Annotated in this window: 29 protein-coding genes; 10 read left to right on the forward strand and 19 right to left on the reverse strand. The window is 69.2% G+C overall.

Annotated elements, in window-relative coordinates; genetic code table 11:
- The first annotated feature begins 1 nt into the window (after position 1).
- From VPH43_RS03010 to VPH43_RS03040, 7 genes are read left to right on the forward strand one after another with little or no spacing between them, the layout of a single operon-like run.
- Complete coding sequence (locus VPH43_RS03010) at positions 2 to 283, forward strand: cob(I)yrinic acid a,c-diamide adenosyltransferase (RefSeq protein ID WP_328576160.1); 282 nt, start codon at positions 2 to 4, stop codon at positions 281 to 283.
- A 16-nt stretch (positions 284 to 299) separates the two neighbouring features.
- The gene (gene cbiB, locus VPH43_RS03015; protein WP_328576161.1) at positions 300 to 1,214 is read left to right on the forward strand and encodes an adenosylcobinamide-phosphate synthase CbiB; all 915 of its coding nucleotides are present in this window, start codon (positions 300 to 302) and stop codon (positions 1,212 to 1,214) included.
- Entirely contained in the window at positions 1,211 to 2,281 is a 1,071-nt protein-coding gene (locus tag VPH43_RS03020) for an aminotransferase class I/II-fold pyridoxal phosphate-dependent enzyme (RefSeq protein ID WP_328576162.1), read from the forward strand. Before cbiB ends, VPH43_RS03020 begins: the two co-directional genes overlap by 4 nt.
- Entirely contained in the window at positions 2,278 to 3,723 is a 1,446-nt protein-coding gene (locus tag VPH43_RS03025; protein ID WP_328576163.1) for a cobyric acid synthase, read from the forward strand. The genes VPH43_RS03020 and VPH43_RS03025 overlap by 4 nt, the downstream gene beginning before the upstream one ends.
- Positions 3,723 to 4,787, forward strand: coding sequence for a nicotinate-nucleotide--dimethylbenzimidazole phosphoribosyltransferase (gene cobT, locus VPH43_RS03030; protein WP_328576164.1), 1,065 nt, complete (start codon positions 3,723 to 3,725; stop codon positions 4,785 to 4,787). Before VPH43_RS03025 ends, cobT begins: the two co-directional genes overlap by 1 nt.
- A gap of 5 nt (positions 4,788 to 4,792) precedes the next feature.
- Positions 4,793 to 5,590: an adenosylcobinamide-GDP ribazoletransferase gene (gene cobS / locus VPH43_RS03035; RefSeq protein WP_328576206.1), complete on the forward strand. Its 798-nt coding sequence runs from the start codon at positions 4,793 to 4,795 to the stop codon at positions 5,588 to 5,590.
- Positions 5,590 to 6,174 carry a histidine phosphatase family protein gene (locus tag VPH43_RS03040; RefSeq protein WP_328576165.1) on the forward strand — a complete coding sequence of 195 codons (585 nt, stop codon included), beginning with the start codon at positions 5,590 to 5,592 and terminating at the stop codon, positions 6,172 to 6,174. The genes cobS and VPH43_RS03040 overlap by 1 nt, the downstream gene beginning before the upstream one ends.
- A gap of 77 nt (positions 6,175 to 6,251) precedes the next feature.
- On the opposite strand, the gene VPH43_RS03045 is transcribed toward VPH43_RS03040, so the two are convergent.
- The 3 genes from VPH43_RS03045 to VPH43_RS03055 form a co-directional block, all read right to left on the reverse strand.
- Positions 6,252 to 6,398, reverse strand: coding sequence for a hypothetical protein (locus VPH43_RS03045; RefSeq protein ID WP_328576166.1), 147 nt, complete (start codon positions 6,396 to 6,398; stop codon positions 6,252 to 6,254).
- Between the two features lie 13 nt (positions 6,399 to 6,411).
- Positions 6,412 to 8,070, reverse strand: coding sequence for an MFS transporter (locus VPH43_RS03050; protein WP_328576167.1), 1,659 nt, complete (start codon positions 8,068 to 8,070; stop codon positions 6,412 to 6,414).
- Positions 8,071 to 8,269: 199 nt separating this feature from the next.
- On the reverse strand, positions 8,270 to 9,277 hold the full coding sequence (locus VPH43_RS03055) for a zinc-dependent alcohol dehydrogenase family protein (RefSeq protein WP_328576168.1): 1,008 nt from the start codon (positions 9,275 to 9,277) through the stop codon (positions 8,270 to 8,272).
- Positions 9,278 to 9,377: 100 nt separating this feature from the next.
- On the opposite strand from VPH43_RS03055, the gene VPH43_RS03060 reads away from it, so the two are divergent.
- Positions 9,378 to 10,256: a LysR family transcriptional regulator gene (locus VPH43_RS03060; RefSeq protein ID WP_328576169.1), complete on the forward strand. Its 879-nt coding sequence runs from the start codon at positions 9,378 to 9,380 to the stop codon at positions 10,254 to 10,256.
- A gap of 9 nt (positions 10,257 to 10,265) precedes the next feature.
- On the opposite strand, the gene VPH43_RS03065 is transcribed toward VPH43_RS03060, so the two are convergent.
- The 4 genes from VPH43_RS03065 to VPH43_RS03080 form a co-directional block, all read right to left on the reverse strand.
- Positions 10,266 to 10,907 carry a 2-hydroxychromene-2-carboxylate isomerase gene (locus VPH43_RS03065; protein ID WP_328576170.1) on the reverse strand — a complete coding sequence of 214 codons (642 nt, stop codon included), beginning with the start codon at positions 10,905 to 10,907 and terminating at the stop codon, positions 10,266 to 10,268.
- On the reverse strand, positions 10,904 to 11,083 hold the full coding sequence (locus VPH43_RS03070) for a DUF1289 domain-containing protein (protein WP_328576171.1): 180 nt from the start codon (positions 11,081 to 11,083) through the stop codon (positions 10,904 to 10,906). Before VPH43_RS03070 ends, VPH43_RS03065 begins: the two co-directional genes overlap by 4 nt.
- Before the next feature lie 80 nt (positions 11,084 to 11,163).
- Positions 11,164 to 11,679 (reverse strand): YbaK/EbsC family protein, encoded by a 516-nt coding sequence (locus tag VPH43_RS03075; RefSeq protein WP_328576172.1) that lies wholly within the window; start codon positions 11,677 to 11,679, stop codon positions 11,164 to 11,166.
- Complete coding sequence (locus VPH43_RS03080; RefSeq protein ID WP_328576173.1) at positions 11,679 to 12,584, reverse strand: hydroxymethylglutaryl-CoA lyase; 906 nt, start codon at positions 12,582 to 12,584, stop codon at positions 11,679 to 11,681. Before VPH43_RS03080 ends, VPH43_RS03075 begins: the two co-directional genes overlap by 1 nt.
- A gap of 137 nt (positions 12,585 to 12,721) precedes the next feature.
- Here VPH43_RS03080 and VPH43_RS03085 point away from each other — a divergent pair, with 137 nt between their 5' ends.
- Complete coding sequence (locus VPH43_RS03085; RefSeq protein ID WP_328576174.1) at positions 12,722 to 13,054, forward strand: hypothetical protein; 333 nt, start codon at positions 12,722 to 12,724, stop codon at positions 13,052 to 13,054.
- Here VPH43_RS03085 and VPH43_RS03090 read toward each other — a convergent pair.
- The 6 genes from VPH43_RS03090 to VPH43_RS03115 all read right to left on the reverse strand — a co-directional run bounded on the left by VPH43_RS03090 (position 13,006) and on the right by VPH43_RS03115 (position 19,925).
- A complete protein-coding gene (locus VPH43_RS03090) occupies positions 13,006 to 15,036 on the reverse strand; it encodes an acetyl/propionyl/methylcrotonyl-CoA carboxylase subunit alpha (protein ID WP_328576175.1) in 2,031 nt (676 codons plus the stop codon). The two genes, VPH43_RS03085 and VPH43_RS03090, sit on opposite strands and share 49 nt — an antisense overlap.
- Before the next feature lie 13 nt (positions 15,037 to 15,049).
- Positions 15,050 to 15,649, reverse strand: a complete 600-nt coding sequence (locus tag VPH43_RS03095) for a DUF4126 domain-containing protein (protein WP_328576176.1) — start codon at positions 15,647 to 15,649, stop codon at positions 15,050 to 15,052.
- A 3-nt stretch (positions 15,650 to 15,652) separates the two neighbouring features.
- Positions 15,653 to 16,438: an enoyl-CoA hydratase/isomerase family protein gene (locus VPH43_RS03100; RefSeq protein ID WP_328576177.1), complete on the reverse strand. Its 786-nt coding sequence runs from the start codon at positions 16,436 to 16,438 to the stop codon at positions 15,653 to 15,655.
- Positions 16,439 to 16,465: 27 nt separating this feature from the next.
- A complete protein-coding gene (gene bioB, locus VPH43_RS03105; protein WP_442909189.1) occupies positions 16,466 to 17,488 on the reverse strand; it encodes a biotin synthase BioB in 1,023 nt (340 codons plus the stop codon).
- Complete coding sequence (locus VPH43_RS03110) at positions 17,485 to 18,003, reverse strand: DinB family protein (RefSeq protein WP_328576178.1); 519 nt, start codon at positions 18,001 to 18,003, stop codon at positions 17,485 to 17,487. The genes bioB and VPH43_RS03110 overlap by 4 nt, the downstream gene beginning before the upstream one ends.
- A gap of 314 nt (positions 18,004 to 18,317) precedes the next feature.
- The gene (locus tag VPH43_RS03115) at positions 18,318 to 19,925 is read right to left on the reverse strand and encodes a carboxyl transferase domain-containing protein (RefSeq protein ID WP_328576179.1); all 1,608 of its coding nucleotides are present in this window, start codon (positions 19,923 to 19,925) and stop codon (positions 18,318 to 18,320) included.
- Between the two features lie 115 nt (positions 19,926 to 20,040).
- Between VPH43_RS03115 and VPH43_RS03120 the strand changes: the two genes are divergently transcribed.
- Positions 20,041 to 21,060 (forward strand): AraC family transcriptional regulator, encoded by a 1,020-nt coding sequence (locus tag VPH43_RS03120; protein ID WP_328576180.1) that lies wholly within the window; start codon positions 20,041 to 20,043, stop codon positions 21,058 to 21,060.
- Positions 21,061 to 21,066: 6 nt separating this feature from the next.
- Here VPH43_RS03120 and VPH43_RS03125 read toward each other — a convergent pair whose 3' ends face one another.
- The 6 genes from VPH43_RS03125 to VPH43_RS03150 all read right to left on the reverse strand — a co-directional run.
- Complete coding sequence (locus VPH43_RS03125) at positions 21,067 to 21,921, reverse strand: hypothetical protein (protein WP_328576181.1); 855 nt, start codon at positions 21,919 to 21,921, stop codon at positions 21,067 to 21,069.
- A 71-nt stretch (positions 21,922 to 21,992) separates the two neighbouring features.
- Positions 21,993 to 23,942, reverse strand: coding sequence for a DUF2235 domain-containing protein (locus VPH43_RS03130; protein WP_328576182.1), 1,950 nt, complete (start codon positions 23,940 to 23,942; stop codon positions 21,993 to 21,995).
- Positions 23,926 to 24,495, reverse strand: a complete 570-nt coding sequence (locus VPH43_RS03135; protein WP_328576183.1) for a DUF3304 domain-containing protein — start codon at positions 24,493 to 24,495, stop codon at positions 23,926 to 23,928. Before VPH43_RS03135 ends, VPH43_RS03130 begins: the two co-directional genes overlap by 17 nt.
- Positions 24,492 to 24,950: a DUF3304 domain-containing protein gene (locus VPH43_RS03140; RefSeq protein ID WP_328576184.1), complete on the reverse strand. Its 459-nt coding sequence runs from the start codon at positions 24,948 to 24,950 to the stop codon at positions 24,492 to 24,494. Before VPH43_RS03140 ends, VPH43_RS03135 begins: the two co-directional genes overlap by 4 nt.
- 107 nt (positions 24,951 to 25,057) lie before the next feature.
- Positions 25,058 to 25,927 (reverse strand): DUF4123 domain-containing protein, encoded by an 870-nt coding sequence (locus VPH43_RS03145; RefSeq protein ID WP_328576185.1) that lies wholly within the window; start codon positions 25,925 to 25,927, stop codon positions 25,058 to 25,060.
- A partial coding sequence (locus VPH43_RS03150) for a DUF2345 domain-containing protein (protein ID WP_328576186.1) occupies positions 25,924 to 26,347 on the reverse strand: 424 nt, incomplete at its 5' end. The genes VPH43_RS03150 and VPH43_RS03145, both read right to left, overlap by 4 nt.

A 26,347-nucleotide genomic window follows, 5' to 3' on the forward strand; every position in this document is an offset into this window, starting at 1 on the left:
CATGCAGATCGAAACCCCGCCCACCGAAGCCCGCTACGAGCGCCCCGGCGGCGAACGCCGCGGCCTGGTGCTGGTGCACACCGGCGACGGCAAGGGCGGCTGGATCGCGCTGGACGCGGTGCTGGCCGCCCTGCGCGAACGCCCACCCCACGTGCATGTGGTGCTCACCGGCCGCGGCGCGCCGGAAGAGCTGATCGCGCTGGCCGACACCGTGACCGAGATGCGGCTGGTCAAGCACCACTTCCAGAGCGGCGTGCCGGCGCAGCGCGGCATCGAGGACTGAGTCTCACCGCATGGTCATGGCCCTCGCACTGACCGTGGCCCTGGCGCTGGACCGTGTGTTCGGCGAGCCGCCGCCGCGCTGGCATCCGGTGGTGTGGATGGGCCATTACCTGGGTGCGGTAGGGCCGAGGTTGTGCCGCTGGCAGCCGGCCGCAGCGTTCCTGGGCGGGCTGGTCGCCTGGTGCCTGGGCGCGCTGCTGGTCACCGGCATGGCGGCCGCGCTGCAGGCCGGCCTGCACCAGCTGCTGGGCACCGGGTTGTCCGCTGGCGTGGCATCCGGCCTGGCCGTCGGCATCGCGCTCAAGCCGATGCTGGCCTGGCGCATGTTGTTCGACGAGGTGCGGGCGGTGGAGCAGGCCTTCGAGCGCGGCTTGCCCGCGGCACGCGCTCGCCTGGCGCGCATCGTCAGCCGCGACACCACCAGCTTGTCGCCGCAGCAGGTGCGCGAAGCTGCGCTCGAAACCCTGGCCGAGAACCTCAACGACTCGGTGGTGGCACCGCTGATGTGGTTTGTGCTGGCCGGCCTGCCGGGTGCGGCGCTGTACCGCTATGCCAACACCGCCGATGCGATGTGGGGCTACCGCGGCCGCTGGGAATGGGCCGGCAAGGCCGCCGCCCGCATCGACGATGTGATGTCATGGTTGCCCGCGCGCGTGACCGCGCTGCTGCTGCTCGGGCCGCACCAGCGGCTGTGGCGCCGGCTGGGCGCGGTGGCGCGGCGCACACCATCGCCCAACGGCGGCTGGCCGATGGGCGCGCTGGCGCTGCGGCTGGGTGTGTGCCTCCGCAAGCCGCAGGTGTATGTGCTGAACGAACATGGCCGCCAGGTCGAGCCGACCGACACCGCGCGTGCACTGGCCTGGGCGGCACAGGCAGGCTTGGCCGCGGCGGCGCTGGCGCTAGCGCTGTGCCTGGTGAGGTGGCGCACATGACGACCGCACTGCAATGGCCGCTGCCACCGGAGCAAGTGCATGGCGGCCCGGACGCCGGCGCCCCGGTTCGCTGGGACTTTTCCACCAACGCCAATCCGCTCGGCCCGCTGGCGCCGGTGGCGCACGCGGTGCAGGCAGCCGACCGCACCCGCTACCCCGATCCGGCCTATGCAGCGCTGTGCGAGCAGGTCGCGCGCTGGCACGGCGTGGCGCCCTGGCAGGTGGTGCCCGCCGCCAGCGCGGGCGAGTGGATCTGGCGTTTCACGCAGGTGCTGCGCCTGGCTGGCGGCGCACGCCGCGTGTGGGTGCCGCAGCCGGCCTATGCCGAGTACGCCGCGGCCGCCGCTGCGCTCGGTGCGGCGTGCATGCGCTATCCGCTCGCCGGCCCGCCGCCGGCGCTGCAGCCGGGTGACCTGCTGTGGCTGTGCGAACCGCACAACCCCTGCGGCACGACGCTGGGCCCGGCCTTGCCCGACTGGATCGCCCATGCGCGTGCCTGCCAGGCCCACACGGTGCTGGACCTGGCCTACGCGCCGCTGCGCGACGACGGCTTCGTGCTGCCCGCTGCCGCTTCGCAGTGCTGGCAGCTGTGGTCACCCAACAAGGCGAGCGGCCTCACCGGCGTGCGCGGCGCTTATGCGGTCGCGCCCTGCGATGCCGAGCTGGCGGCGCAATCGCTGCGCCGCCATGCACCGGCCTGGGTGCTGGGCGCGGAAGGCGTGGCGATGATCGGCGCGTTCTGCAGCGCGCCGGCCGAGCAGCTGCTGGGCGAGCAGCGCAGGCAGCTGCACGCCGGGTGGGGCGCGCTGCGCTCGGCCTTGCTGCAGCGGGGCTGGCGCATGGGGCCGGGCGCGCACGGCGTCGCGCCCTTCCTGCTGGCCCACCCGCCGGGCAGTGGCGCGCTCGCGCCGTTGTGGCATGCGGCATGGCGTCAGCACGGCCTCAAGCTGCGCGACGCCGCTTCCTTCGGCCTGCCCGGCTGGGTGCGGCTCGCGGCCCTGCCTGCGGCCGCGCAAGACACCCTGCTTCTGGTGTGCGACGCGCTGCACGGGTTGCCTACCCCATGAGCGCCCGCTGCATCATGGTGCTGGGCACCACCAGCGGCGCGGGCAAGAGCTACCTCGCCACAGGCCTGTGCCGCTGGTATGCCAAGGCCGGCTTCCGCGTGGCGCCCTTCAAGGCGCAGAACATGAGCAACAACGCGCGCGTGGTGGCCCTGCCCGACGGCGACGCCGGCGAGATCGGCTCGGCGCAGTACTTCCAGGCCCTGGCCGCCCGTGCCGTGCCCGACGTGCGCATGAACCCGGTGCTGCTCAAGCCCGAGGCGGACACCCGCAGCCAGGTGGTGGTCTGCGGCCGCGTGCGCGCCGACCTGGGCGCCATGCCGTGGCACCAGCGCAGCGCCCTGCTGTGGCCGCATGCCGAGCAGGCCCTGGCCGAGCTGCGGGCCTCGCACGAGGTGGTGGTGATCGAAGGCGCCGGTTCGCCGGCAGAGATCAACCTCGCGGCCAGCGACTTCGTCAACACCCGCACCGCCATCGCGGCGCAGGCCGCCTGCCTGCTGGTGACCGACATCGACCGCGGTGGCGCCTTCGCCCACCTGTACGGCACCCATGCGTTGATGGACGCGCGGGTGCGAAAGCAGCTGCGCGGTTTTGTGCTCAACAAGTTCCGCGGCGACGAAAGGCTGCTCGCACCGGCGCCCGAGCAGCTGCAGGCCCTCACCGGCGTGCCCACGCTGGCCGTGCTGCCGATGGACCGCGCGCATGGCCTGCCCGAAGAAGACGGTGTGTTCGACGAGACCATGCGGCCGGCCGCGCCTGGCGAGCTCCGCATCGGTGTCATCGCGCCGCCGCACATCAGCAACCTCGACGAATTTCAGCCCCTGCGCCAGCTGCCCGGCGTGCACCTGCGCTGGGTCCGCGATGCGGCTGCCGCTCAGTCCGCCGACTGGCTGATCCTGCCCGGCAGCAAACACACTCGCGCCGACCTCGCCTGGCTGCGCGCTCACGCGCTGGATGCCGCCATCGCCGCCCATGTGCAGGCCGGCCGACCGCTGCTGGCCATTTGCGGCGGCCTGCAGATGCTCGGCCACGAGGTGCTGGACGCACACGGCTATGAAGGCGCCAGCCCCGGCCGCAGCGCTGGCCTCGGCCTGCTGCCGCTGCGCACCGAGTTCGCGGCCAGCAAGCGGTTGCGCCACACCCATGCCCGGTTCGGTGCGCTGACGGGGCCGTGGGCCGCGCTGTCCGGCGTGGACGTGCAAGGCTATGAGATCCGTGCCGGCCACACCACCGCCTGCGCGCCCTGCGATGCCGCCCTGCCCCATGGCCTGGGCTGGCAGCGCGGCCCGGTGCTGGCGCTGTACCTGCACGGCCTGTTCGAAAACCCTTCGGTGCAACAAGCACTGTTCGGCACGCACACTGCGGCCTGGGACGATGGTTTCGATCGCCTGGCGCAGCAGCTCGAGCAGCGCTTCACGCACCAAGGCCTGATGCAACTCCTGTGATGACGCTCAACCCCTCTCACCTGCGTGAACTGATTCCTTCGGTGTCGGCCACCGCCGACGGCCGCCTGCAGCACCGGCTGCAGCAGCGCCTGGACCGCAAGACCAAGCCGCCCGGCTCGCTCGGCCGCCTCGAAAGCCTGGCCGTGCAGATCGGCCTGGTGCTGCGCGACGAATCGCCACAGCTGCTGCAGCCGCAGATGCTGGTGTTCGCGGGCGACCATGGCCTGGCGGCCCAGGGCGTGTCGGCCTATCCGCAGGACGTGACCTGGCAGATGGTGGAAAACATGCTGGCCGGCGGTGCGGCGGTGAGTGTGCTCACGCGCCAGCACGGCATCACGCTCACCCTGGTGGACGCGGGCATCGCACGCGAGCTGGCACCGCGCCCCGGCCTGCTGCAACGCAAGATCGGCTTCGGCACGCAGGACGCGCTGCAAGGCCCCGCGATGACCATGGCGCAATGTGTGGCCGCCGTGGCCGCGGGGCGGGCGGTGTTGCGCGAGCGGCCGGGCAATGTGGTGCTGTTCGGCGAGATGGGCATCGGCAACACCTCCAGCGCCGCCTTGCTGATGGCCCGGCTGGGCCACCTGCCGATCGCGCAGTGCACCGGCCGCGGCACCGGGCTGGACGACGCCGGCGTGGCGCGCAAGACCGCCGTGCTGGAGCAGGTGCTGCAGCGCCATGCGCAGGCCAGCGCGCCGATGGAGGCCCTGGCCGCCCTGGGCGGCTTCGAGATCGCGATGCTGGTGGGCGCGCTGCTGCAGGCCGCGCATGAGCGCCGCCTGATGGTGATCGACGGCTTCATCGTGGGCGCGGCGCTGCTGGTGGCGCAGCAGCTGGCGCCGGCCATCGGCGACTACTGCGTCTTTGCGCACCGCGGCGCCGAAGCCGGCCATGCCCACCTCCTGCGGCTGCTGGACGGGCAGCCGCTGCTGGAGCTGGGGCTGCGCCTGGGCGAGGGCAGCGGTGCGGCGCTGGCCTGGCCCTTGGTGGACGCTGCCGCGCGGGTGCTGCGCGAGATGGCCAGCTTCGAATCGGCCGGCGTGTCCGACCGCAAGGGCGGCTGAGCGTGGTGGGCCTGCTGGTGCACGAGCTGCGGCTGGCGCTGGTGGCGCTGCAGTTCCTCACCCGCGTGCCGGTGCCGCGAGCGATCGGCTTCCATCCGGCCTGGCTGCAGTCCAGCGCACGCCACTTTCCGCTGGTCGGTGCGGGCGTGGGCGCGGCGGGCGCCGCGGTGCTGGCATTGGCCACACAGGTCTGGCCCGCGCCGGTGGCGGTGCTGCTGTCGATGGTGGCCACCGTGTGGCTGACCGGCGGCTTTCATGAAGACGGCCTGGCCGACACCTGCGACGGCCTGGGCGGCAGCGTGAGCCGCGAGCGTGCGCTGCAGATCATGAAGGACTCGCGTGTGGGCAGCTACGGCGTGCTCGGCCTGGTGGGAGTGCTGGCGCTCAAGGCGGCGGCCCTGCATGCGCTGGTGTCGCACGGGCTGGCCCACACCGCGCTGCCGGCGCTGCTGTTCGCGCACGTCGCCTCGCGCAGCGCGGCGGTGTTGTTGCTGCGGGCCTTGCCCTATGCAGGCGACCCCGAGCACGCCAAGGCCAAGCCGCTGGCCCAGCGGGCGTCTGCCGCCACCGCCGCGGTGGCGCTGGCATGGACCCTCGCATCGGCCGCGGGGTTGTGGGCCGGGCTGGGCCGGGCTGCAGCCCTGCCGCTGACCGCCGCGCTGGCCGCCTGCACCCTGAGCACGCTGGTGTGCGCGCGCTGGTTCCAGCGCCGCCTGGGCGGCACCACTGGCGACACGCTGGGCGCGGCGCAACAGCTGGGCGAACTCGCCGCGCTGCTGGGCTGGCTGGCCGCCTTGCGGTGATGGCACTGGCGGGGTCCGATGGCACGGCCGGCCTGTGGCTGTGGCGCCATCCGCGCGCCCAGGGCGCGAACGGCCGCTGCATCGGCCGCACCGACCTGCCGGTGGACCGGCGCCGCGCCAAGCGGCTGGCGCATCGGGTGCGCGCCACCGCGCGGCGGTACGGGCTGCCGCGCGTGGTGTGGACCTCGCCCTTGCAGCGCTGCGCCCAGGTCGGGCGCTGGCTGCGGCGCTGGGGCTGGCAGCACCAGGCCGATGCGCGCCTGAGCGAGCTGGACTTCGGCCGCTGGGACGGCCGCGCCTGGCAGGACGTGCCCCCCGCGGAGGTGGCGCAATGGGAAGCGCGCTTCGCCGAGCATGCACCCGGCGGCGGCGAAGCCTTGTCTGCCCTGCTGGCACGCGCACTCGCGTTCCTGCAGGAACAGGCGGGCCCGCAACCCCTGTTGGTCGTGGGCCATGCCGGCTGGATGCAGGCGCTGGCCTGGCATGGCGCGCATGCGCAACCGCCGCGGGCCGAGCAATGGCCGGCGCCCCCGCGCCACGGCACCCTGCTGCGGCTGCCGCATCCCGCGCAAGCGGGCGCCTGACAAAGAAAAAGCCCGCCTCGAAAGGCGGGCTGGTGTGCAGGCCGACGCCGCGAGGCGGGCCGCTCAGGCCGGGATGATCAATGCGCCGGGCCGGAAGCGGCCGAAGCCGCGGCCGGTGCATCGATGCCGTGCTTCTCGCCACTCATGTCGATCGCCCCGCCTTTGCTGAGCATGTACATCGCGAGCGCGGCGAAGATCACGAAGCCGAGAAGCAGTTTCCACATGTCGTTTGCGCCTTCAGTCGTTGGCGTAGATGTCCACGTCCTTGGTCTCGCGCACGAACAGCATGCCGATGACGAAGGTGGCCGCGGCAATGATGATCGGGTACCACAGGCCGTTGTACATGTTGCCCGTCTGCGCCACGATCGCCAGCCCGGTGGCCGGCAGCAGGCCGCCGAACCAGCCGTTGCCGATGTGGTACGGCAGGCTCATCGAGGTGTAGCGGATGCGGGTGGGGAACATCTCCACCAGCATCGCCGCGATCGGGCCGTACACCATGGTGACGTAGATCACCAGCAGCGTCAGGATCGCGACCACCTTCACCTTGTCGATCTTGTTCGGATCGGCCTTCTCCGGATAACCCGCTTCCTTCAGCGCGGCGCCCACGTCCTTCTTGAAGGCGGCGTCCTTGGCCTTGGCTTCGTCGGGCGGCAGGCCCTTGGAGGCATAGGCCTCGATCGTCTTGTCGCCGATCTGGATCTTCGCCGGGCCGGTGCCGGCCTGGTTGTCATAGCTCACCGAGCGGCCCGCCAGCACCTGCTTGGCGATGTCGCAGGAGCTGGTGAACTTGGCCACGCCGGTCGGGTTGAACTGGAACGAGCACTCGTTCGGGTCGGCGATCACCGTGACCTTGTTCTTCGCCTGTGCGGCGGCCAGGTCGGGGTTGGCGGCCTCGGTCAGCGCACGGAACAGCGGGAAGTAGGTCAGCGCGGCGATCAGGCAGCCGGCCATGATGATCGGCTTGCGGCCGATCTTGTCCGACAGCGTGCCGAAGACCACGAAGAACGGCGTGCCGATGATCAGCGAGGCCGCGATCATCAGGTTGGCAGTGGCGGCGTCCACCTTCAGCGCGCCGGTCAGGAAGAACAGCGCATAGAACTGGCCGGTGTACCAGACCACGGCCTGGCCGGCGGTGAGGCCGACGAGCGCCAGGATCACGATCTTCAGGTTCTTCCACTGGCCGAAGGATTCGGTCAGCGGTGCCTTCGAGGTCTTGCCCTCTTCCTTCATCTTCTTGAAGGCGGGCGACTCGTTCATGGACAGGCGGATCCACACCGAGATGCCCAGCAGCACGATGGACACCAGGAAGGGGATGCGCCAGCCCCAGTCGGCGAACACCGGCTCGGTGAGCCAGGTGCGCACGCCCAGGATCACCAGCAGCGACAGGAACAGGCCCAGGGTCGCCGTGGTCTGTATCCACGAGGTGAACGCCCCTCGCTTGCCGCGTGGCGCATGTTCAGCCACATAGGTGGCGGCACCGCCGTACTCACCGCCCAGCGCCAGGCCCTGCAGCAGGCGCAGGCCGATCAGGATGATGGGCGCGGCCACGCCGATGGACGCATACCCCGGCAGCAGGCCCACCACGAAGGTGGAAAGGCCCATGATCAGGATGGTGACCAGGAAGGTGTACTTGCGGCCGATCATGTCGCCCAGGCGGCCGAACACCAGCGCGCCGAAGGGGCGCACGATGAAGCCCGCGGCAAACGCCAGCAGCGAGAAGATCACCTGCGACGTGGGGTCCAGGTTGGAGAAGAACTGCTTGCCGATGATCGGCGCCAGCGTTCCGTAGAGATAGAAGTCGTACCACTCGAACACCGTGCCCAGCGAGGAGGCGAAGATGACCTTCTTCTCCTCGGCTGTCATTGGTGCGTTGGCTTTTGCGGCTGCAGTGGCCATTGCTTGTCTCCTGATGGATGCGGTGCCACCGACCGGTGACACTTGCACGCATGTTCAGGGCGGGCTCTGACCACTTTCTGACAGCTTGCCAACAGAGGCTGACAAACTCGGGTCAAACCCGCAGGTTGCGTTTCTCGATGTGCAATGGCGGCGTGCGAAGCAGCACGGCTGCGGGTTTATCGGGAGGGCCGCCGCCGCATCACGCATGGGCAATGGCGACCTTGCCGACATGCTGCCCTCCCGCGCCCAGGTGGTCATACGCCGAGCCCGCCTCGGCCATGCCGAACACCCGGTCGATCACCGGAACGATCCGGTGGGCGGCCACCGCTCGCACCGCTTCGCCGAAGTCGGCGACCGAGCCGGTGTTGTTGCCCACCACGTGGAGGGCCTTCACGATGATGGGCATCAGGTCGATCGAGGCGGCCATCCCGCTGACAAAGCCCACCGTGAAGACCGTGCCGCCCATCGCCGCCGCATTCAGCGAGCGCGCGAAGGTGGCGCCGCCCACCGTCTCCACCACGAGGTCGGCACCCCGACCCTGGGTGAGCGACAGCACTTCCCGGTCCCATTCGGGCGTATCCAGGTAGTTGATCAGGTGATCGGCGCCGAGCTGCTGCGCCCGCTCGAGTTTCCGGGCGCTGGACGAGGCGAGGATGACGGTGGCACCGCTGGCCTTGGCGAACTGCAGGGCGAACAGGCTGACACCGCCCGTGCCGAGCAGCACCGCCACCGAGCCGGGGCGCAGCGACGCCGAGCGCACGGCGTTCCATGCGGTCGTGGCGGCGATCGGCAGCGTGGCACCCTGCACGAAGTCCAGGTGCTCGGGCATCGCAACGAGGCTGGCTGCAGGCACGGCCACGTAGTCGGCCAGCGACCCTGGCAGCGTGAGGCCGCGCAGTGCCGCGACGTGCTGCGGCGCGATCGGGCCGCCCATCCAGTGCGGCATGAAGTGGGGAACCACCTTGTCGCCCACGGCCCAGCCCTCCACGCCGTCGCCCAGCGCAGCGACCTCGCCCGCGCCGTCGGCCACCGGGATCAGCGGATAGCGGGCGCCGGGGAAGCGGCCGGTGGCCACCGCCACGTCGAAATAGTTCAAGGCGGCGGCGCGCAGGCGCACCAGCACCTCGCCGCGCCGGGCTTCGGGCTCGGGCAGGTCCACGGGGCGGAGGGAATCGACACCGGCAGCGGTGAGTTGAATGGCTTTCATGAGGCTCTTGAGGAGTAGTCCAACGAGTCGCCAGTCTGATTGCGCAGAAGCGACCGATAAACTGCGCTGATCTTCATGCACTCAACACTGTGGCTTGGTAATGGATCTGCTCGACAGCATGAAGGTCTACGTGCTGACCGTGGAAAAGGGCAGCCTCAACGCAGCCGCCGGCGCCTGCGGCATCTCTGCCACGATGGCAGGGAACCACTTGCGCTCGCTGGAGAACCGCCTGGGCACCCGGCTGCTCAACCGCACCACCCGGCGCCAGCACCTCACCGCCTTCGGCGAGGACTACTACCTGCGCTGCAAGGACATCCTGAGGCTGGTGGCGGAGACGGACGCCCAGGCCCAGAGCCTGCAGCTCACACCCGCGGGCAAGTTGCGCGTCAGCGCGCCGGTCACGTTCGGGTCGGATGCCTTGATGCCCGCCTTGGCGGACTACCTGGACCGCCATCCTCAGGTGAGCGTCGACCTGAGCTTGAACGACCGGGTGGTCGACCTGGTCGAGGAAGGCTTCGAAGCCGCCATCCGGATCGGCCACCTGCCCGATTCGGCGCTGGTCGCCAGGCCACTCGCCCCGTATCGGTTGATGGCCTGTGCCTCGCCCGCCTACCTGGCCCGCAAGGGCACGCCGGCCAGGCCGGAGGAGCTCAGCGAGCACGAGTGCCTGTCATTCACCCCGGCTGCGTCGGGGCGGTGGACCTTCACCGGTGAGGACGGCCTGTGCCAGGTGCCGGTGGCGGGGCGGCTGCAGGTCAACCAAGGGCAGGCGCTGCGTGTGGCGGCCCTTCACGGCATGGGCATCGTGCTGCAACCCGCCATCCTGCTGCAGGCCGATGTGCGCGAGGGGCGCCTGGTGCAGCTCTTCCCGGACTACGAGCTGCCGAGCCGTCCCATGAGCGTGGTCTACCTGCCGGACCGCTATCGCTCTCCGAAGCTGCGCAGCTTCGTGGAGTTCCTGGTGGAGCGGTTCGGCTAAGGGGCGGCCTCAGCCGCGCACGACGCCCGGCGTGGGTGTGGCCACCTCGGCCCAGTGCGCCGGCTCGAACCACGGGTCGCCCTTCAGGCAGGCGGCCACCATCTCCAGCGCGTCCACGCCCCAGAACAGGCGCTGGTCCACCGCGATGGTGGGCACGCCGAACACGCCGCGCGCGATCGCTTCGTCGGTGGTGCTGCGCAGGGCCTGCTTCACCGCGTCGGCGGCCGGGTCCTGCTGCAGCTGCAGCGCGGCTTGCAGCGCCTGCAGGCGCGCCGGCTCGTTGGCATCGGCCCCGCCGATCCAGACATGGCGGAACACCAGCTCCACCGCCCGCCGGTTGGGCCACGCACCGGCGGGCGCGCTGGCGATCACCAGCCGCAGCAGCGCCAGCGGGTTGAAGGGATGCTGCGCCGGCAGCTGCAGGGGCGTGCCCTGGCGGTGCGCCAGCCAGGTCACCTGGCGCATGGTCCAGTCGCGCTTGGGCGCGATCTCGGCCGGCCCTTTCTGACCCCAATGTTTGAGCATGCCGGCGAACAGCACCGGCTTGTAGTTCACGACGTAGGAGCAGCCCTCCAGCGCCTGCGGCAGGCGCTCGAAAGCGAGGTAGGCGTAGGGCGAGATCGGGTCGAAGTAGAAGTCGATCGGCGTCATGGGTGGAACAGCTCCTCGCGTCGTTGTTCGATCACCTGCCACACGGCCTGCTTGGCGGTGTCATCCATGCGCGACCAGCCGGCGATCTCGTCGATGGTGCGCAGGCAGCCTTCGCACAGCCCCGTGGCGGGGCTCATGCGGCACACGTTGATGCAGGGCGAGGCCACCGGGGACATGTCGGCCCCCCGGCCGCCGGGGGCGGCGTCCGGCCCTCCGACCGGCCGTTCGCTGGCGGGGGGGCGGCCCGGCGCGGCGCTCACGCGGCCGGCTCCGCGACCACGTCCACCACCGGTGCGCCTGTCATGCGCTGCAGCTCGGCGGGCGCGAGCGGGAACACGCCATTCGGATGCCCGGCCGCGGCCCACACTTCCTGGAAGCGGAACAGCTCGCGGTCGATCAGGGTGACCAGCGTGCGGCCCGGCGGCGTGGCGTGGGCCAGCGGCGCCACCCCGCCGATCGAAAAGCCGGTGGCCTCCTTCACGAAGGCGGCATCCGCGCGTTTGAGCGGCCCGGTGAGCGCGCTGACCTTCTTTTCGTCCACCCGCTTGTCGCCGGAGGTGATGACCAGGACCACCGCGTCGTCCTCGGCGCGGCGGAAGATGATGCTCTTGGCCACCTGGCCCACCAGGATGCCTAGCGCGTCGGCGGCCTCCTGTGACGTGCGGGCGGCCACCTCCAGCCAACGGGGCGCATGCGCGTGGCCCAGGGCCTGCAGCGCCGATGCCACGCGCTGGAAACCTTCAGGCCGTTGTTCGTCGAGCGTGCTGTCCATCAGCCCACCCGCTTGGCCAACAGCGCCTTGCCCGCGCGCGACACCGGCGGGCGGCCGAGCGCGTCGGAGATGAAGGCGCCGGCGTCCACCAGCGCGTCGAGGTCGATGCCGGTGGCGATGCCCAGGCCGTGCAGCAGGAACACGACGTCCTCGGTGGCCACGTTGCCGGTGGCACCCTTGGCATACGGGCAGCCCCCCAGGCCGGCGATGCTGGCGTCGAAGGTGTGGATGCCCAGCTCCAGGCTGGCGTAGATGTTGGCCAGCGCCTGGCCGTAGGTGTCGTGGAAATGGCCGCTCACCTCGACCAGCGGATAGTGCTTGAGCGCGCGCTCCATCACCGCCTGCACCCTGCGCGGCGTGCCCACGCCGATGGTGTCGGCCATGCCCACATGGTCCACCCCGATGTCCTTCATCAGCCGCACCACGCGCTCCACGTCGTCCAGGCTCACCTCGCCCTGGTAGGGGCAGCCCAGGGCACAGGAGATCGCGCCACGCACCTTGAGCCCCGCTTCGCGCGCCGCCGCGGCCACCGGGCGGAAGCGCTCGATGCTCTCCTCGATGCTGCAGTTGATGTTGCGCTGGCTGAAGGCCTCGCTGGCCGCGCCGAACACCACCACCTCGTCCGGCCGGGTGGGCAGCGCCCCCTCCAGGCCCTTCATGTTGGGCACCAGCACGCTGTAGCGCACGCCCGGGCGGCGGGTGATGCCGGCCATCACTTCGGTGTTGTCCGCCATCTGCGGCACCCACTTCGGGCTGACGAAGCTGGTGACCTCGATCTCCTTCAGGCCAGCCGATTGCAGACGGTGAACCAGCTCGACTTTCACGCCGGCCGCGACCTGTAGCTTTTCGTTCTGCAGGCCGTCACGAGGGCCGACATCCACCAAAGTGACTTGGGAAGGCAGCATGGCTTACGACTTCTTTCAGAAAAGTGGGGGGTTCACCCCCCGGATGGTGGGCCGGAAACCCGCCCTTTAGGGATGGCAGGCGACCGAACCCAGAGCAAAATCTTCTGTAATTAATACAAAGCTACGACGGACACCGCATGAACGCCCAGCTGAGCCGCCTGCAGATTGCTGCGCGCATCCATTTTTTCCTCAAGCGCGAAGTCGGCACCGGCATCGACGTGGAAACCATGCTCAAGCGTGCGAGTTATGCCGGCGAGGTGCTGGCGATGTGCGACACCGCCAAAGGCACCGAGCTCGAACGCCTGGCGCACCAGTTCCGCCTGGCCACCGCCGCAGCGGAGCGCCCCGCCAGCAGCCGCGTCGCCCAGCCCTGGTCGGACACCTCCGGCTTCGGCCTGTCGCGCCCGCTCGAACTGCATGATCAGCCGCCCTCCCCCAGGCGCAGGAGCTCGCCGCCTTCGGCGACCTGATCACCCACCCCGTAGAGCAGCTCGGCCACCGTGCCGTCGCGCGGCGCGGTGATCGTGTGCTCCATCTTCATCGCTTCCATCACCGCCAGCGGCTGGCCCTTCTTCACCACGTCGCCCGGCTTGGCCAGAAAGGCGACCAGCTTGCCCGGCATGGGCGCGGTGAGCCGGCCGGCTTCTGTGCTCTCGCCGGCATGGGCGATCGGATCGATCTCGCGCACCAGCGCCGAGCCCTGGGGCGCAAACACCGCCAGCTGCTCACCCTGCGCATAAATCGCCAGGCGCACACGCTGGTCGCCCAGCGTGACGTCGAACCGCTCGGGGCCGAGCGCGGCGGTCTGCAGCGGCCAGCGGCGATCGCCCAGCGCCATGCGCAGCGCGCCGTCATGCAGGCGCTGCAGCGTCACCGCATGGTGGCTGCCGTTCAGCTCCAGGTCGAAACGCCGGCTGGCACCGCCGTGCAGGCGCCAGCCGTCGCGGCGTGACCAGGGATCCGCGCCTTCCAGCTGCGCCTCCGCCGCCAGCGCATGGGCGACCACGCCGGCCGCCGCCAGCTCCAGCGGCAGCCCGGGCGCATCGAACAAGGCCGGGTGCTCGCGTTCGATCAGCGCCGTGTCGAGGTCCGCTTCGGCGAACGAGCGGCTGTTGACGACGCGGCGCAGGAAGGCCACGTTGGTGTGCAAGCCCATGATGTGGGTGTCGCGCAATGCGGCGTCCAGGCGGGCCAGCGCCTGGGCGCGATCGTCGCCCCAGACGATGAGCTTGGCGATCATGGAGTCGTAGTACGGCGAGATCTCATCCCCTTCGCCGAAGCCGGTGTCCAGGCGCACCGCGGCCGGGTCATGGAAGGGCTCTGCGTCAGCATTGCGGCGGAAGGCCACATGCTCAGGCCAGCGTGCCACCTGGAGGCGGCCGGTGGCAGGAAGGAAGTTGGCCTCGGGGTTTTCCGCGCAGATGCGCGCTTCGATCGCATGGCCGCGCCGCGTGAGCTCGTGTTGCTGCTTTGGCAGGCGCTGGCCGGAGGCCACACGCAGCTGCCACTCCACCAAGTCCAGCCCGGTGATGGCTTCGCTGACCGGGTGCTCCACCTGCAGCCGAGTGTTCATCTCCATGAAATAAAAGCGCAGGTCCGAACCATCGGGCGTGGGCTCGGCAATGAACTCCACCGTGCCGGCACCGACGTAGCCCACCGCCAGCGCGGCCTGCACCGCCGCCGCGCCCATCTCGGCGCGCCGCGCTTCGCTCATGCCGGGCGCGGGCGCTTCCTCCAGCACCTTCTGGTGGCGGCGCTGCACCGAACAGTCGCGCTCGAAGAGGTACACGCACTGGCCGTGGCCATCGGCGAACACCTGGATCTCGATGTGGCGCGGCCGCGTGACGTAGCGCTCCACCAGCACATGCTGGTCGCCGAAGCTGGCCTGGGCCTCGCGTTGGCAGGAGGCCAGCGCGGCGATGAAGTCCTCCGGCTTGTCCACCCGGCGCATGCCCTTGCCACCACCGCCCGCGCTGGCCTTGATGAGCACTGGGTAGCCGATGCGGTCGGCCTCGCCCATCAGGAAGTCGGCGTCCTGCCGGTTGCCGTGATACCCGGGCACCAGCGGCACGCCGGCCTGGTCCATCAGTGCCTTGGCGGCGGACTTGCTGCCCATGGCCGCGATGGCGGAGGCCGGCGGGCCGATGAACACCACGCCCGCTTCGGCGCAGGCCTGGGCGAAGTCCTCGTTTTCGCTCAGGAAGCCGTAACCCGGATGCACCGCCTGCGCGCCGGTGGCCTTGGCCGCCTCGAGGATGCGCTCCCAGCGCAGGTAGCTGTCCTTGGGGGCGGGGCCGCCGATGGCCACGGCTTCGTCGCAGGCTCGCACATGCTTGGCATGCGCGTCGGCTTCCGAATACACGGCGACGGTGCGCACACCCAGGCGGCGTGCGGTGGCGGCGACGCGGCAGGCGATCTCCCCACGATTGGCGATCAGGATCTTCTTGAACACAGCGGTTTCTCCATCAGGCGGCGGTCGGCCGCCCGTTTCTTCTGCGTTGCCACAGCGCCCGGATGAAGCGCGCCAGCGAACGGATGAGCAGCACCATCACCACCAGGGCCAGCAGCAGCCCCGCGAGGAACAGCCACGGATGACTCCACGACAGCCATAGCGCCATGGGCACCATCGCATCGCCCGCAAGTGACAAGGCGATGTTGGAAAACGGCTCGGGCGATGTGTTCACCGCGGCGCGGGTGCTGGCCTTGGCCACATGCGCCGTGGCGGCCAGCGTGCCACCCAGCAGGCCCGCGACCGTGGCCGCGGTGGCATGGTCCCAGCCGAACACCGAGGCCGCCAGTGCCGCGCCGGCCGGAATGCGCACCAGCGTGTGCACCGCGTCCCACAGCGAATCGAGCATCGGGATCTTGTCGGCGAAGAACTCGACGAAGAGCATGCAGCCGCTGGCGATCAGCACCGGCGGGCTTTGCAGCAGGTGCAGGCCCTGCGGCAGCGACACCCAGCCGAAATGGCCCGCCAGCCCGGTGAGGAACAGCACCGCATACAGCCGCAGCCCGCTGGCCCAGCCCAGGCCGGCGGCGATGGCAATCAGCTGCGGCGTGTCCATGCGTCAAGGCGCCAGCCAGTTGGGCGACCGCTTGTTCAGGAAGGACTGCACGCCCTCTTTGCCTTCGTCGCTGGCGCGGATGTCGGCGATGCGCCTGGCGGTGTCGGCGCGCAGCGCCTCGGTGATCGGCTGGCCGGCCAGGTCTTGCACCAGGCGCTTGCAGGCCTTCACCGCGGCGGGACCGTTGGCCACCAGCGCGGCGACGATCTCGTTGACCTTGGCATCCAGCGCATCGGCGGCCACCACCTCGTGCACGAAGCCCAGCCGCTGGGCGGTGGCCGCATCGAAGCGCTCGGCGGTGATGAAGTAGCGCCGCGCCGCCTGTTCGCCCAGCGCCTTCACCACATAGGGGCCGATGGTGGCGGGCAGCAGGCCGAGCCGGGCTTCGCTGAGGCAGAAGTTCACACCCTCGGCCGCCACCAGCACGTCGCACACCGCCGCCAGGCCCACGCCGCCGGCAAAACAGTCGCCGTGGATGCGGCCCACCACCGGCAGCGGGCAGCTGTAGATCGCCCACAGCATGTCGGCCAGCGCCTGGGCATCGGCGCGGTTCTGGTCCCAGCTGTAGTCGGCCATCGCACGCATCCACGACAGGTCCGCCCCGGCGCAGAAGGCCTTGCCGTGGCCGCTCAGCACCACCGCGCGCAGCGTCGGCTCCTTGCCCAGCGCATGGAAGGTGCCGGTGAGCTCAACGATCACCTGCTCGTTGAACGCGTTGCGCACGTCGGGCCGGTTGAGCCACACATGCACCACCGGGCCACGGCGTTCGATGCTGAGGGTCTGGGTCATGCGGTGCTCCTTGGGTGAGCCTGCGTGTCAGGCGGCCGCCGGCGCCATGCCCAGGCGCTGCAGCAGCAGCCGATCGGCTTCGGCCTGCGGGTTGCTGGTGGTGAGCAGGCGGTCACCGTAGAACATGCTGTTGGCGCCGGCCAGGAAACACAGCGCCTGCAGCGCCTCGTCCATCTGCTCGCGACCGGCCGACAGCCGCACCACGGAGCGCGGCATCGTGATACGGGCCACCGCGATGGTGCGCACGAATTCGAACGGGTCCACCGGCTCGGCGTTTTCCAGCGGCGTGCCGGGCACCGGGATCAGCTGGTTGATGGGCACCGACTCGGGCGCCGGGTCCAGCGCCGCCAGCTGTGCGATCAGGCTGGCGCGATCGGCGCGGGTTTCGCCCATGCCGAGGATGCCGCCGCAGCACAGGTGCAGCCCGGCCTCGCGCGCCGTGGCCAGCGTGTCCAGCCGGTCCTCGTAGGTGCGAGTGCCGATCACCTTGTTGTAGTGCTCCGGCGAGGTGTCGAGGTTGTGGTTGTAATAGTCCAGCCCGGCCTCCTTCAGCTGCTGCGCCTGGCGGGGCTTCAGCATGCCGAGGGTGATGCAGGTTTCCATGCCCAGCGCCTTGACCCCGCTGACCATGCGGCCCAGCGCCTCCATGTCGCGGTCCTTCGGTTCGCGCCAGGCCGCGCCCATGCAGAAGCGGCTGGCGCCCTGCGCCTTGGCAGCTTTGGCCGCCTCCAGCACCTCGTCCAGGTCCATCAGCTTGGTGGCCTTGAGGCCTGTGTCGTGATGCGCCGACTGCGCGCAGTAGCCGCAGTCCTCCGCGCAGCCGCCGGTCTTGATGGACAGCAAGGTGGACAGCTGCACCGCGTTGGCGTCATGGTGCTCGCGGTGCACCTGCTGCGCACGGAACAGCAGGTCGTTGAACGGCAGCTCGTACAGCGCGAGCACCCGCTCGGTGGTCCACTGGGCGTTGGCAGGCAGGGCGCGCGGCTTGCGCGGGAAGGCGATGGTGGCCTCGGCAGTGGCGACGGGCGTGGCGTTGGAACAGGAGCTCATGTCGAAGGCGATTCGGCCACCAGCATCAGCACCAGATCGAGCTCGGGGCAGGGCTGCCCCATGGCGGTCAAGGCCGCGCTGATCTGGCCCCGATGGTGGGTGCCATGGTTGAACACGTGGGCGAGTGTCGCCCCAAACGGCAGCGCGGTCGGCACGCCGCGGGTGGAGGTGTAGCGCAAGGTGCTGGTGAACAGCGCTTCGTCCATGGCCTCGATCAACGGCAGCCAGCGCGCCGATCCATCGATCAGGCGTTGCGCCAGGCGTTCGCGGTCCGGCTCCGCCTCGGTGTCCAGCGCGATGCGGGGCGAGACACCTTCCGCAAAGCGCGAGAACCACACCAGTTGCTCGCCGACCAGCAGGTGGTTCAGCGTGCCGTGGATGCTCTTGAAGAACAGCCCCGCATCGCGGCGGTAGAGCTCGTCGGGCAGTGCTGCAATGTGATCGACCAGCAGGCGGCGGGTGGCCCAGGCGTTGTAGCGGGCGAGTTGGAGAAAGTGATCGCGCAAGGCGGACATGTCAGTGGCCTCTTTCGGTACCAGTCCCAGCGCGCGGCAAGGCCGGCGGGTGGCCCACTGCGCTCATGTCCCCCGGGCCCTGCGGGCCCTCCTCCTTTACTTCGCTACGTGGGCCACCCGCCAGCCTTGCTTCGATACACCGAGCGTTGCGGCCGTCGAACAGCCACGGTGTTGCCGGATCGGGACGGTGGGGCGTTCTGCGGAGCGAAGTAAAGGAGGAGGCGCCGGCCGAAGGCTGGCGCCGGGGGACATGAGCGCAGCAGAGCGCCCCAGCGGCCCGATCGTGCTCCCGACTCAGCATGTAAAGGGTGACCTCAGATGCGGAACACACCGAACTTCGTGTCCGGGATCGGCGCGTTCAGGCTGGCCGACAGGCCCAGCGCCAACACCCGCCGCGTATCGGTCGGGTCGATCACGCCGTCGTCCCACAGGCGAGCCGATGCGTAGTACGGATGCCCCTGCTCTTCGTACTGGGTGCGGATCGGGGCCTTGAAGGCCTCTTCCTCCTCGGGACTCCAGCACCCGCCCTTGGCTTCGATGCCGTCGCGCTTGACCGTGGCCAGCACGCTGGCGGCCTGCTCCCCACCCATCACGCTGATGCGGGCGTTGGGCCACATCCAGAGGAAGCGGGGCGAGTAGGCGCGGCCGCACATGCCGTAGTTGCCGGCGCCGAAGCTGCCGCCGATGATGACGGTGAACTTCGGCACCTGGGCGCAGGCCACCGCGGTGACCATCTTGGCGCCGGCGCGGGCGATGCCTTCGTTTTCGTACTTGCGGCCCACCATGAAGCCGGTGATGTTCTGCAGGAACACCAGAGGGATCTTGCGCTGGCAGCACAGCTCGATGAAGTGGGCGCCCTTGTTGGCACTCTCGGCGAAGAGGATGCCGTTGTTGGCCACGATGCCCACCGGCATGCCTTCGATGTGGGCAAAGCCGCACACCAGCGTCTGGCCGTAACGCGACTTGAACTCGTCGAACTCGCTCGCGTCCACGATGCGGGCGATGATCTCGCGCACGTCGAAGGGCTTGCGTGTGTCGGTGGGGATCACGCCCAGCAGCTCCTCGGTGGGCAGCGCCGGCGGGCGCGGCGGTATGCAGGCCAGCGGCTGCGGCTTCGTCCAGTTGAGGTGCGACACGATCTGGCGCGCGATGGCCAGCGCATGGGTGTCGTTGTCGGCCAGGTGGTCGGCCACGCCAGAGAGGCGCGTGTGCACGTCGCCACCACCCAGGTCTTCGGCCGTCACCACCTCGCCGGTGGCCGCCTTCACCAGCGGCGGGCCGCCGAGGAAGATGGTGCCCTGGTTCTTGACGATGACGGTCTCGTCGCTCATCGCGGGCACATAGGCGCCGCCGGCCGTGCAGGAGCCCATCACCACCGCCACCTGCGGGATGCCTTGGGCACTGAGGTTGGCCTGGTTGTAGAAGATGCGGCCGAAGTGGTCGCGGTCGGGGAACACCTCGTCCTGATTGGGCAGGTTGGCGCCGCCAGAATCCACCAGGTAGATGCAGGGCAGCCGGTTCTGCTGCGCCACTTCCTGCGCCCGCAGGTGCTTCTTCACCGTCAGCGGGTAGTAGGTGCCGCCCTTGACCGTGGCGTCGTTGCAGACGATCAGGCATTCCACCCCGCAGACGCGGCCGATGCCGGCGATGAGGCCCGCGCCCGGCGCGTCGTTGCCGTACATGTTCAGCGCGGCCAGCGGCGCCAGCTCGAGGAACGGGGTATCCGGGTCCAGCAGCATCTCCACCCGGTCGCGCGGCAGCAGCTTGCCGCGGCCCACATGCTTGGCACGCGCCGCCTCGCCGCCGCCCTGCACGATGCGCTCGAGTTGCACGTTGAGATCCGCCACCAGCGCCCGCATGGCGTCGGCATTGCGCCTGAAATCCTCGCTGCGCGGGTTCAGCTTGGTGGCGAGCGTGGGCATGCGGGCGTCTCCTGGCGAGGGCGGTGGGCCGATTCTAGGTGGCGGCCTGGCCCATGAGGCCCACGCAGCGCGCCAACTAGGTTGCAAATCGTGCCAGCGGTTGCCACACTTCGGCATGCCACATCCGCCTGCGCAGGCCGTCACGCCGATCGCCTTCATCCACGCCATGCTCCTGGGCTACCGCAAACACGGCAAGGACCCGGCGGCGGCCCTGCGCGAGGCACAAATCACGCCATCCCAGCTGCGCCGGCCGCGCAGCCGCATCACGGCCGCGCAACTCGAAGGTTTTGCCCGCCAGGCGATGCAGGAGCTGGACGACGAAGCGCTCGGCTGGTTCTCGCGCCGCCTGCCCTGGGGCAGCTACGGCATGCTGGCGCGCGCCTCGCTCACCGCACCCACGCTGGGCGTGGCGCTGGCGCGCTGGTGCCGGCACCATGGGCTGCTGACCGAGGACATCCGGTTCTCGCTCACCACCCAAGGTGCGACCGCCCAACTCACCATCGACGAGCGCACCGGGCTGGGTGCGATGCGCGAGTTCTGCCTGCTCACCAGCCTGCGCAACGTGCATGGCGTGGCCAGCTGGTTGGTGGATTCGCGGCTGCCGCTGATCGAGGCCAGCTTTCCGTTTGCGGCGCCGCCCCACCGGGCGGTGTATCCGCTGCTGTTCCCCGGTCCCGTGCGCTTCGGCGCCGCGCAGGCCGGCTTCAGCTTCGATGCGCAGTACCTGAGGCTGCCGCTGCGGCGCGACGAGCGTGCCTTGCAGGCCATGCTGCAGCGCGCGCTGCAGCTCATCGTGCTGCCCTACCGGCGCGACCGCCTGCTGGTGCAGCGCGTGCGCGAGCTGCTGCGCGAACGGGCGGCCGAGTTGCGTTCGGCGCTGGCGCTGGCCGAGGCGCTGCACCTCTCCGTGCGCACGCTGCACCGGCAACTGCGCGAGGAAGGCGCATCGCTGCAGGGGTTGAAGGACGAGGTGCGGCGCGACCAGGCGATGGAGCTGCTGCGCCGCACCCGGCGTCCGGTGAAGCAGATCGCACTGGCGGTGGGCTTCGACAACGAAAAAAGCTTTTCGCGCGCCTTTCGCCAATGGACCGGCCAGCCGCCCAGCCAGTTCAGACGAGGTTCGCCGACCCTATAGAGGTGCTCAATAGAGCTCAGAAGAGTGCGTGCTGTAGCGCCACCTCGATGTCGATGCACGGCGGGAGACCCGGTTCAGGCTGGCGCAAGCCGGGCACCAGTGCCCTTGCCGGATGTTGTTGTACGCAGACTCCCACGTATGCCCCTTGTGGCACTCCCACCTAATTTTGGTGCTCACGTTGACGTACCGGTCGGACAAACACCGGCCGCCACGTTCATGGGCGGCTTGGCGCATGTGCTCGATCGTGAGCCTGCGTGCGTCGTGTGCGCAGGAGAGGCACCACTTCCCGCTGTGCACAATCGACGCTGTCGACAGCCAGCCATGGCCCTTGGCGCAGCGGAACTCATAACGGCCGTGCGACCCGACATACTCGGTCGACAGGCATTCGCCACCGCGCTCACGGGCAAGAGCACGCAGCCGTTCCAGACCCACTGGATCCCGTTTCGACTGTGCGATGCGGTCCACGGCACAGACTGCGCACCAGGTGCCTCTCAGCACAAGGGTCGCGCGTGCAGACCACACGTGCCCTGCATGACACTGGAAATCGTGGTGTGCCCTGCCACCCAGGTAGCCGGGCGATAGGCAACGGCCGCCGCGTTCGCTCGCAACCCGCTGCAGTCGCTGCAACCCATCCGCACGCAAGTAAGCCGTCGCCTTGGCCTCATTGGCGCAGGTGCGACACCAATAGCCCTTGAAGATGCGCTGCGCCGGCGCGTCCCATTCATGCCCGGCGGCGCACCGGAAACGGTGTGGCGCCTTCGCGCCCTCATACGCATCACTGAGGCACCGGCCGCGGCGCACCGAAGCCGCAGCGTGCAGGCGTTCGAGCTGGCGAGCCTTGAATGTGTCGGAGGTCTTCATCCTGGTGCAACGAATGCCAAGCTCAGCTCCACTGCTCGCTGGTGCTTATGTAAGACCTGGCTGATTGGGAACTATCCGATGGTCAAACCGATGGCAGGCCGCAGATCGGCGAATTTGAGCTCGTTGTCGCCTCCGATGTAGCAGCAGCGCGGATCAGACGGCAAGGTGGCGTCCTTGGCAAACCCGGCCAAAGAGTCGTGCACGAAGTTGTCAAAGAAGTCGATGACAAGCGGATCGGTCAGGCCCTGCCCCCGTTCGAATTCGTCGAGATAGGCGTCGAGCAGGCGTTGATAGTGCGGACGCAGCGGCACCGTCGACTCCGCTTGGAGTGCGCGCACGGCCTCCACGTCGGCCAGCAACTGCCGGTCATAAATGTCCAGGTTGCCCACCAGTTCGCCATCGTGGCTCGGAAGCGTGCGCAGGCGCCCGCGCTCGCGCAGGTACTCATCGCTGGCGTCTTCGTAGCGGGCCTTTGCCGCAAGGTACGCTCGCTCTTCCACCTCGTGGTCCATGCCGGGATCGGCTTGCACCGCGCGCATCCATTCCGACTGCTTTCGCTGCATGTCGCGTTCGGCGGCCAACCGTTGCGGGTCTTTCTCCAGCCGCGCCACCTTCGCGACCAAGCCTTCCCGGCCAGCGGTGGCATCACCGTTGGCGTCGCGCCTGAAAGCAGCCTCCTGGCCCTCGATGATGGGCTTGTCCCGAGCCCGGAGCTTCAAGTGGATCTTCCGGAAGCGCCAGCGGAATTCCATCTCGCGATAGGCGAGCAACGCATCGCCAAGCTGCCCTCGGCGCCAGCCGCTGGAGGACAAGACCTTGTTGAAGCGCTCAGCGAGCGCGGGCATGTAAGAGAAGTCGCGCTCGATTCGAGGGTCAGTGAGTGGAAGCAGTGGGACGCCCGCCGCAGTGGCCTCGTCATACATGTGTCTTAACGGCAGCTTGCTCAGGAGCAGGTCGGCGATGAGGCTCTTGCCACCCTCCCCAGGACGGTATCCGCCTCCGACGTTGGAATGCACGCCAGGATAGGCGTACTCCGTAGCCCCCGGCGGCAAGGACGTGCCGTCCCAGGCCGTGTCCAAGGGGAACGAATTGCGCGCTTCGTTCATCGCCATCAGGTGCACCGTCTGCTGCACGATGCCTGGAATGCGCAGATTCTTGGCCCAGCCCATGTGGCCGTCGTAGACAGCCTGTGTGGGATCCGCGCCCGGCGCCTTGCCGAGGGCGATCTGCGCCAGGCCGGTGCCGGTCTCTCCTTGCCGACGCCTGGCAAGGCCTCTTTCGAGCGAAGTCCACCGCTTGGCGATCGCCAGCGAGAGCCCGCTGGTGCTGGCGGGCAGGCCTACCGACGCCACCGTATCGAACAGGCCCAGGAAGTACACACTGCAAGGCTTGTCCACGGAGGGCCAGACAAAACGCCCGGCAGTGCCCTTGCACTGGGCCTCCACACGGCGCACAAAGGCGCGCGCCAGCGCTGCGCCACGAGAAAAACCGAACACCGACAGCTTGATGTCCACGATCTTGTCGGCCGGGTGCTTTGCAATGGTTTCTTTCAGCCACTGCATCGCCTTGTCCAGACGCTGGTCGCCGTACTTGCCGAAGGCCATGCCGTCATCGTCCCCGATGTCGCCGATCAGGCGAAAGTACGTGCCGAGGCCGGGGATGTAGAACGCATAAGTGCCGGAGTCCTGCAAGTCATCGGGATGGGCCAGAAAAAGGCGCGCGACGTTGCTGTGTTCATCCGTCGGCTTGTCTGCGTCCAGGTTGTTGCCGGTTCCATCGAAGAAGAAGGCGAGCCTCAAGGCGACCTTGCAGGTGAAGGCCGGCTGCCGGCCTTGCAAAGCTTCTTGCACGCATCGCGCTTGTTCAATGGCGCTGGGCTTGGCCACCGGGGCGGCCGGGGCGGGCACCACGGGCGCATGCAGCGTTTCGCTGGCGGAGGCGCTGCTCGCCAGCGCCTGGGCCGGCTGCTGCCGGCTGGGCCCGGCCGCTGCGGGCACGCCCTTGTCACTTGAGTTGGTCATCGGTGCACCACGGGTAGTCGTGTGAGACGCCAGGGCGTCGGCCCTCAGCGTTCCTTTGAAGTCGCAGTCGCGGGGGTGAATGGCCTTCGGTGACGGCCGCCTCGACATGGCCGTCGGGGTAGAAGTGCACTTCCAGCGCGCGGGGCTGGCCGCGCGGGGGTTCGGAGACCCATGCCTCCGCTTCTCTCCACAAGCCGCGCCGGTGAACGGGCGAGAGGCCATAGGGGCTCATCTGCTGGTACTGGCAGTAGGCGCCGATCCACCTCACTTTGAGCCGGATCGGCAGCGGCGTGCCCGGGGCGTAGCTGACGCAGCAGACGCTTTTGCCACCGCCCGACGCAGGGCCACTCTCGAAGATGTTGCCCCCGCCCTGGCCGTTGACCGTGAAGCTTTCGATGTAGTCGTCGGTGTAGTTGTAGCCCTGGATCAGCAGCGCCACCGGCTGGTCGGCTTCGGCGGTGACTGCGGCGGTGGGAGCGGCGGCCACCGCGCATCCGGCCAGCACGACCATCAAGGAGACCAAGAGAAACAGGCGGGCAATCAGACATTTCATGACTGCATCTCGGCTGCACTGCAAGGCGGCCTCGGTCGCGCGGCGCCCGGGCGGTTGTAGTCCGCATCGCGCGGCAGCTTCAGCCGTGGTGGCGAGTGCCCTGGGGTGATGGCGGCCTCCACATGGCCATCGGGAAAGAAATGCACTTCCAGCGCTCGCGCCGGCGCAACCGGTGGCTCCGTGAGCAGAACCTCTGCCTCGCTCCAGCGGGGGCGCCGCCGCTCCCGCGTTTCTCCATACTGGTTGGTGGTGGTGTAGCTGCAATAACTCGACGTCCAACGCACCTTCAGCCGGATGGGCAGCGGCGTACCCGGTGTGTAGCTGGCACAGCAAACGCTCTTGCCGCCGCCCGATTCGGGGCCGCTCTCGAAAATGTTCCCCCCGCCCTGGCCATTGACCGTGAAGCTCTCGATGTAGTCGTCGGTGTAGTTGTAGCCCTGGATCAGCAGCGCCACCGGTTCGCCCTGGGGCATAGGCGCTGCCCCGCTCCCTTCAGCAGCGCAAGCACTTAGCAAGCAGGCCAGCAGTGCGGAGGCGACGGGCAGTTGATGTCGAACCGGTCTCATGCCTTTTCCTCCATCGCGCGGTCCATGGCCTGTGCCAGTGTGATGCGTTGGCCTTGCACCGCCTGCAGCAGTTCCGCCCACGGTGGCCGCTTGTCGAACCCATCCTCCAGTCGCGCGGCGAGAACACACAGCGCCACGCGGTCGGGGTGCTGCGTGAGCTTCAGTTCGTCCGCTCGTGCCAGCCAGCGCCTTGTGAAAGACACCCGGTCGGCAGCCGGCATCGCAAGAAAGGTTTGCGGCACCTGCCTGACGAGTTCGGGCATGACCGAGTCGACCTCAGCCGCATGCAACAAGCCGGAGAACTGCTTGTCGGTGAGGCGCAGCGGCGGCGCGAACGGATCGGGTGACGATGCGCCGGCGAGTTCGATGCGCAGCAGCGTCCGTCCTCGGTCGAGGTGAAACCATGCGGAGCCTACTGCAAGGTACGACGCGCGTTGCGCCGGTTCCAGCAGCGATTCCAGCGCGGGGAGCACGCGCGGGTCGAAATAGCGCAGCAGCATCGCCTCCCCGTCAGGCAGCGCGGTTTCAGTGCGAGCTCGAAGCCGATGTGCCAACGCGAAAGGGGCCAGCGGCGAGTGCATCCAGGTGACAGCGGAATGCTGGCGGGCGAGCTCCAGCGTCCAGTGCAGAAGTGGCGCGGAGGTGTGTGCGGCCACCTCGACAAGCCAGGGGCTGGCGAGCTGGGCCTCCTGCCGCAAATCACCGAGCAGGCAGATGCCGTTGTTGTACCTCAACCGATCCAGCGCTGCCGCTGCGGTCTTCCGGAGGTTCGCGAGATCCAGCGTCGCGTAAAGACGCTCGTCTGCAGCGCTCATGGCGCAGAGAGCTTCGGCCGGCGAAGGCGTGCCCGAGAGCATCGTGGTCATCCTCGTTTTGCCAAGGGAGAGCCTTGAGCAGCGGCGTTCAGCAAGCACTCGACGCACACTTGCTGCGGCATCACCGGCATTGCATAACTCTCCGTCCCCGCCCCCACCATGCTCTTGGTCGCCGCATGCACCGTGATCTTCCCCGGGCACTGCACGGTGATGCCACCACCCTCGATCACGATCTGTGCCCCACCAGCCGTCTGCAAGGTGATCTTCTTCGCCGCGGCCCAGTCGATGTGGCCGTTGGCGCTTTGCACGTTGACCAGCCCCTTGGCCGCGATCTGCAGGGTGTCGCTCTGCGCCTGCACGTTGATGTCGCCATGCCCGGCGATCATGGTGATGCCGGTGCCGGCGGCTTCATCGCCGGGTTGAACTGCACCGGCCAGCACCCCGATCGCCTGGCCGGTGTGCAGCCGCGTC

The organism is Ideonella sp. BN130291 (assembly GCF_036231905.1).
Taxonomy (GTDB): Bacteria; Pseudomonadota; Gammaproteobacteria; order Burkholderiales; family Burkholderiaceae_C; genus CAMLIZ01.

Coding starts and splice junctions, on each gene's coding strand:
- VPH43_RS03010 (WP_328576160.1), top strand. CDS start 2: ATGCAGATCGAAACCCCGCCCACCGAAGCCCGCTACGAGCGCCCCGGC.
- cbiB (WP_328576161.1), top strand. CDS start 300: ATGGCCCTCGCACTGACCGTGGCCCTGGCGCTGGACCGTGTGTTCGGC.
- VPH43_RS03020 (WP_328576162.1), top strand. CDS start 1,211: ATGACGACCGCACTGCAATGGCCGCTGCCACCGGAGCAAGTGCATGGC.
- VPH43_RS03025 (WP_328576163.1), top strand. CDS start 2,278: ATGAGCGCCCGCTGCATCATGGTGCTGGGCACCACCAGCGGCGCGGGC.
- cobT (WP_328576164.1), top strand. CDS start 3,723: ATGACGCTCAACCCCTCTCACCTGCGTGAACTGATTCCTTCGGTGTCG.
- VPH43_RS03040 (WP_328576165.1), top strand. CDS start 5,590: ATGGCACTGGCGGGGTCCGATGGCACGGCCGGCCTGTGGCTGTGGCGC.
- VPH43_RS03045 (WP_328576166.1), bottom strand. CDS start 6,398: ATGTGGAAACTGCTTCTCGGCTTCGTGATCTTCGCCGCGCTCGCGATG.
- VPH43_RS03050 (WP_328576167.1), bottom strand. CDS start 8,070: ATGGCCACTGCAGCCGCAAAAGCCAACGCACCAATGACAGCCGAGGAG.
- VPH43_RS03055 (WP_328576168.1), bottom strand. CDS start 9,277: ATGAAAGCCATTCAACTCACCGCTGCCGGTGTCGATTCCCTCCGCCCC.
- VPH43_RS03060 (WP_328576169.1), top strand. CDS start 9,378: ATGGATCTGCTCGACAGCATGAAGGTCTACGTGCTGACCGTGGAAAAG.
- VPH43_RS03065 (WP_328576170.1), bottom strand. CDS start 10,907: ATGACGCCGATCGACTTCTACTTCGACCCGATCTCGCCCTACGCCTAC.
- VPH43_RS03070 (WP_328576171.1), bottom strand. CDS start 11,083: ATGTCCCCGGTGGCCTCGCCCTGCATCAACGTGTGCCGCATGAGCCCC.
- VPH43_RS03075 (WP_328576172.1), bottom strand. CDS start 11,679: ATGGACAGCACGCTCGACGAACAACGGCCTGAAGGTTTCCAGCGCGTG.
- VPH43_RS03080 (WP_328576173.1), bottom strand. CDS start 12,584: ATGCTGCCTTCCCAAGTCACTTTGGTGGATGTCGGCCCTCGTGACGGC.
- VPH43_RS03085 (WP_328576174.1), top strand. CDS start 12,722: ATGAACGCCCAGCTGAGCCGCCTGCAGATTGCTGCGCGCATCCATTTT.
- VPH43_RS03095 (WP_328576176.1), bottom strand. CDS start 15,649: ATGGACACGCCGCAGCTGATTGCCATCGCCGCCGGCCTGGGCTGGGCC.
- VPH43_RS03100 (WP_328576177.1), bottom strand. CDS start 16,438: ATGACCCAGACCCTCAGCATCGAACGCCGTGGCCCGGTGGTGCATGTG.
- bioB (WP_442909189.1), bottom strand. CDS start 17,488: ATGAGCTCCTGTTCCAACGCCACGCCCGTCGCCACTGCCGAGGCCACC.
- VPH43_RS03110 (WP_328576178.1), bottom strand. CDS start 18,003: ATGTCCGCCTTGCGCGATCACTTTCTCCAACTCGCCCGCTACAACGCC.
- VPH43_RS03115 (WP_328576179.1), bottom strand. CDS start 19,925: ATGCCCACGCTCGCCACCAAGCTGAACCCGCGCAGCGAGGATTTCAGG.
- VPH43_RS03120 (WP_328576180.1), top strand. CDS start 20,041: ATGCCACATCCGCCTGCGCAGGCCGTCACGCCGATCGCCTTCATCCAC.
- VPH43_RS03125 (WP_328576181.1), bottom strand. CDS start 21,921: ATGAAGACCTCCGACACATTCAAGGCTCGCCAGCTCGAACGCCTGCAC.
- VPH43_RS03130 (WP_328576182.1), bottom strand. CDS start 23,942: ATGACCAACTCAAGTGACAAGGGCGTGCCCGCAGCGGCCGGGCCCAGC.
- VPH43_RS03135 (WP_328576183.1), bottom strand. CDS start 24,495: ATGAAATGTCTGATTGCCCGCCTGTTTCTCTTGGTCTCCTTGATGGTC.
- VPH43_RS03145 (WP_328576185.1), bottom strand. CDS start 25,927: ATGACCACGATGCTCTCGGGCACGCCTTCGCCGGCCGAAGCTCTCTGC.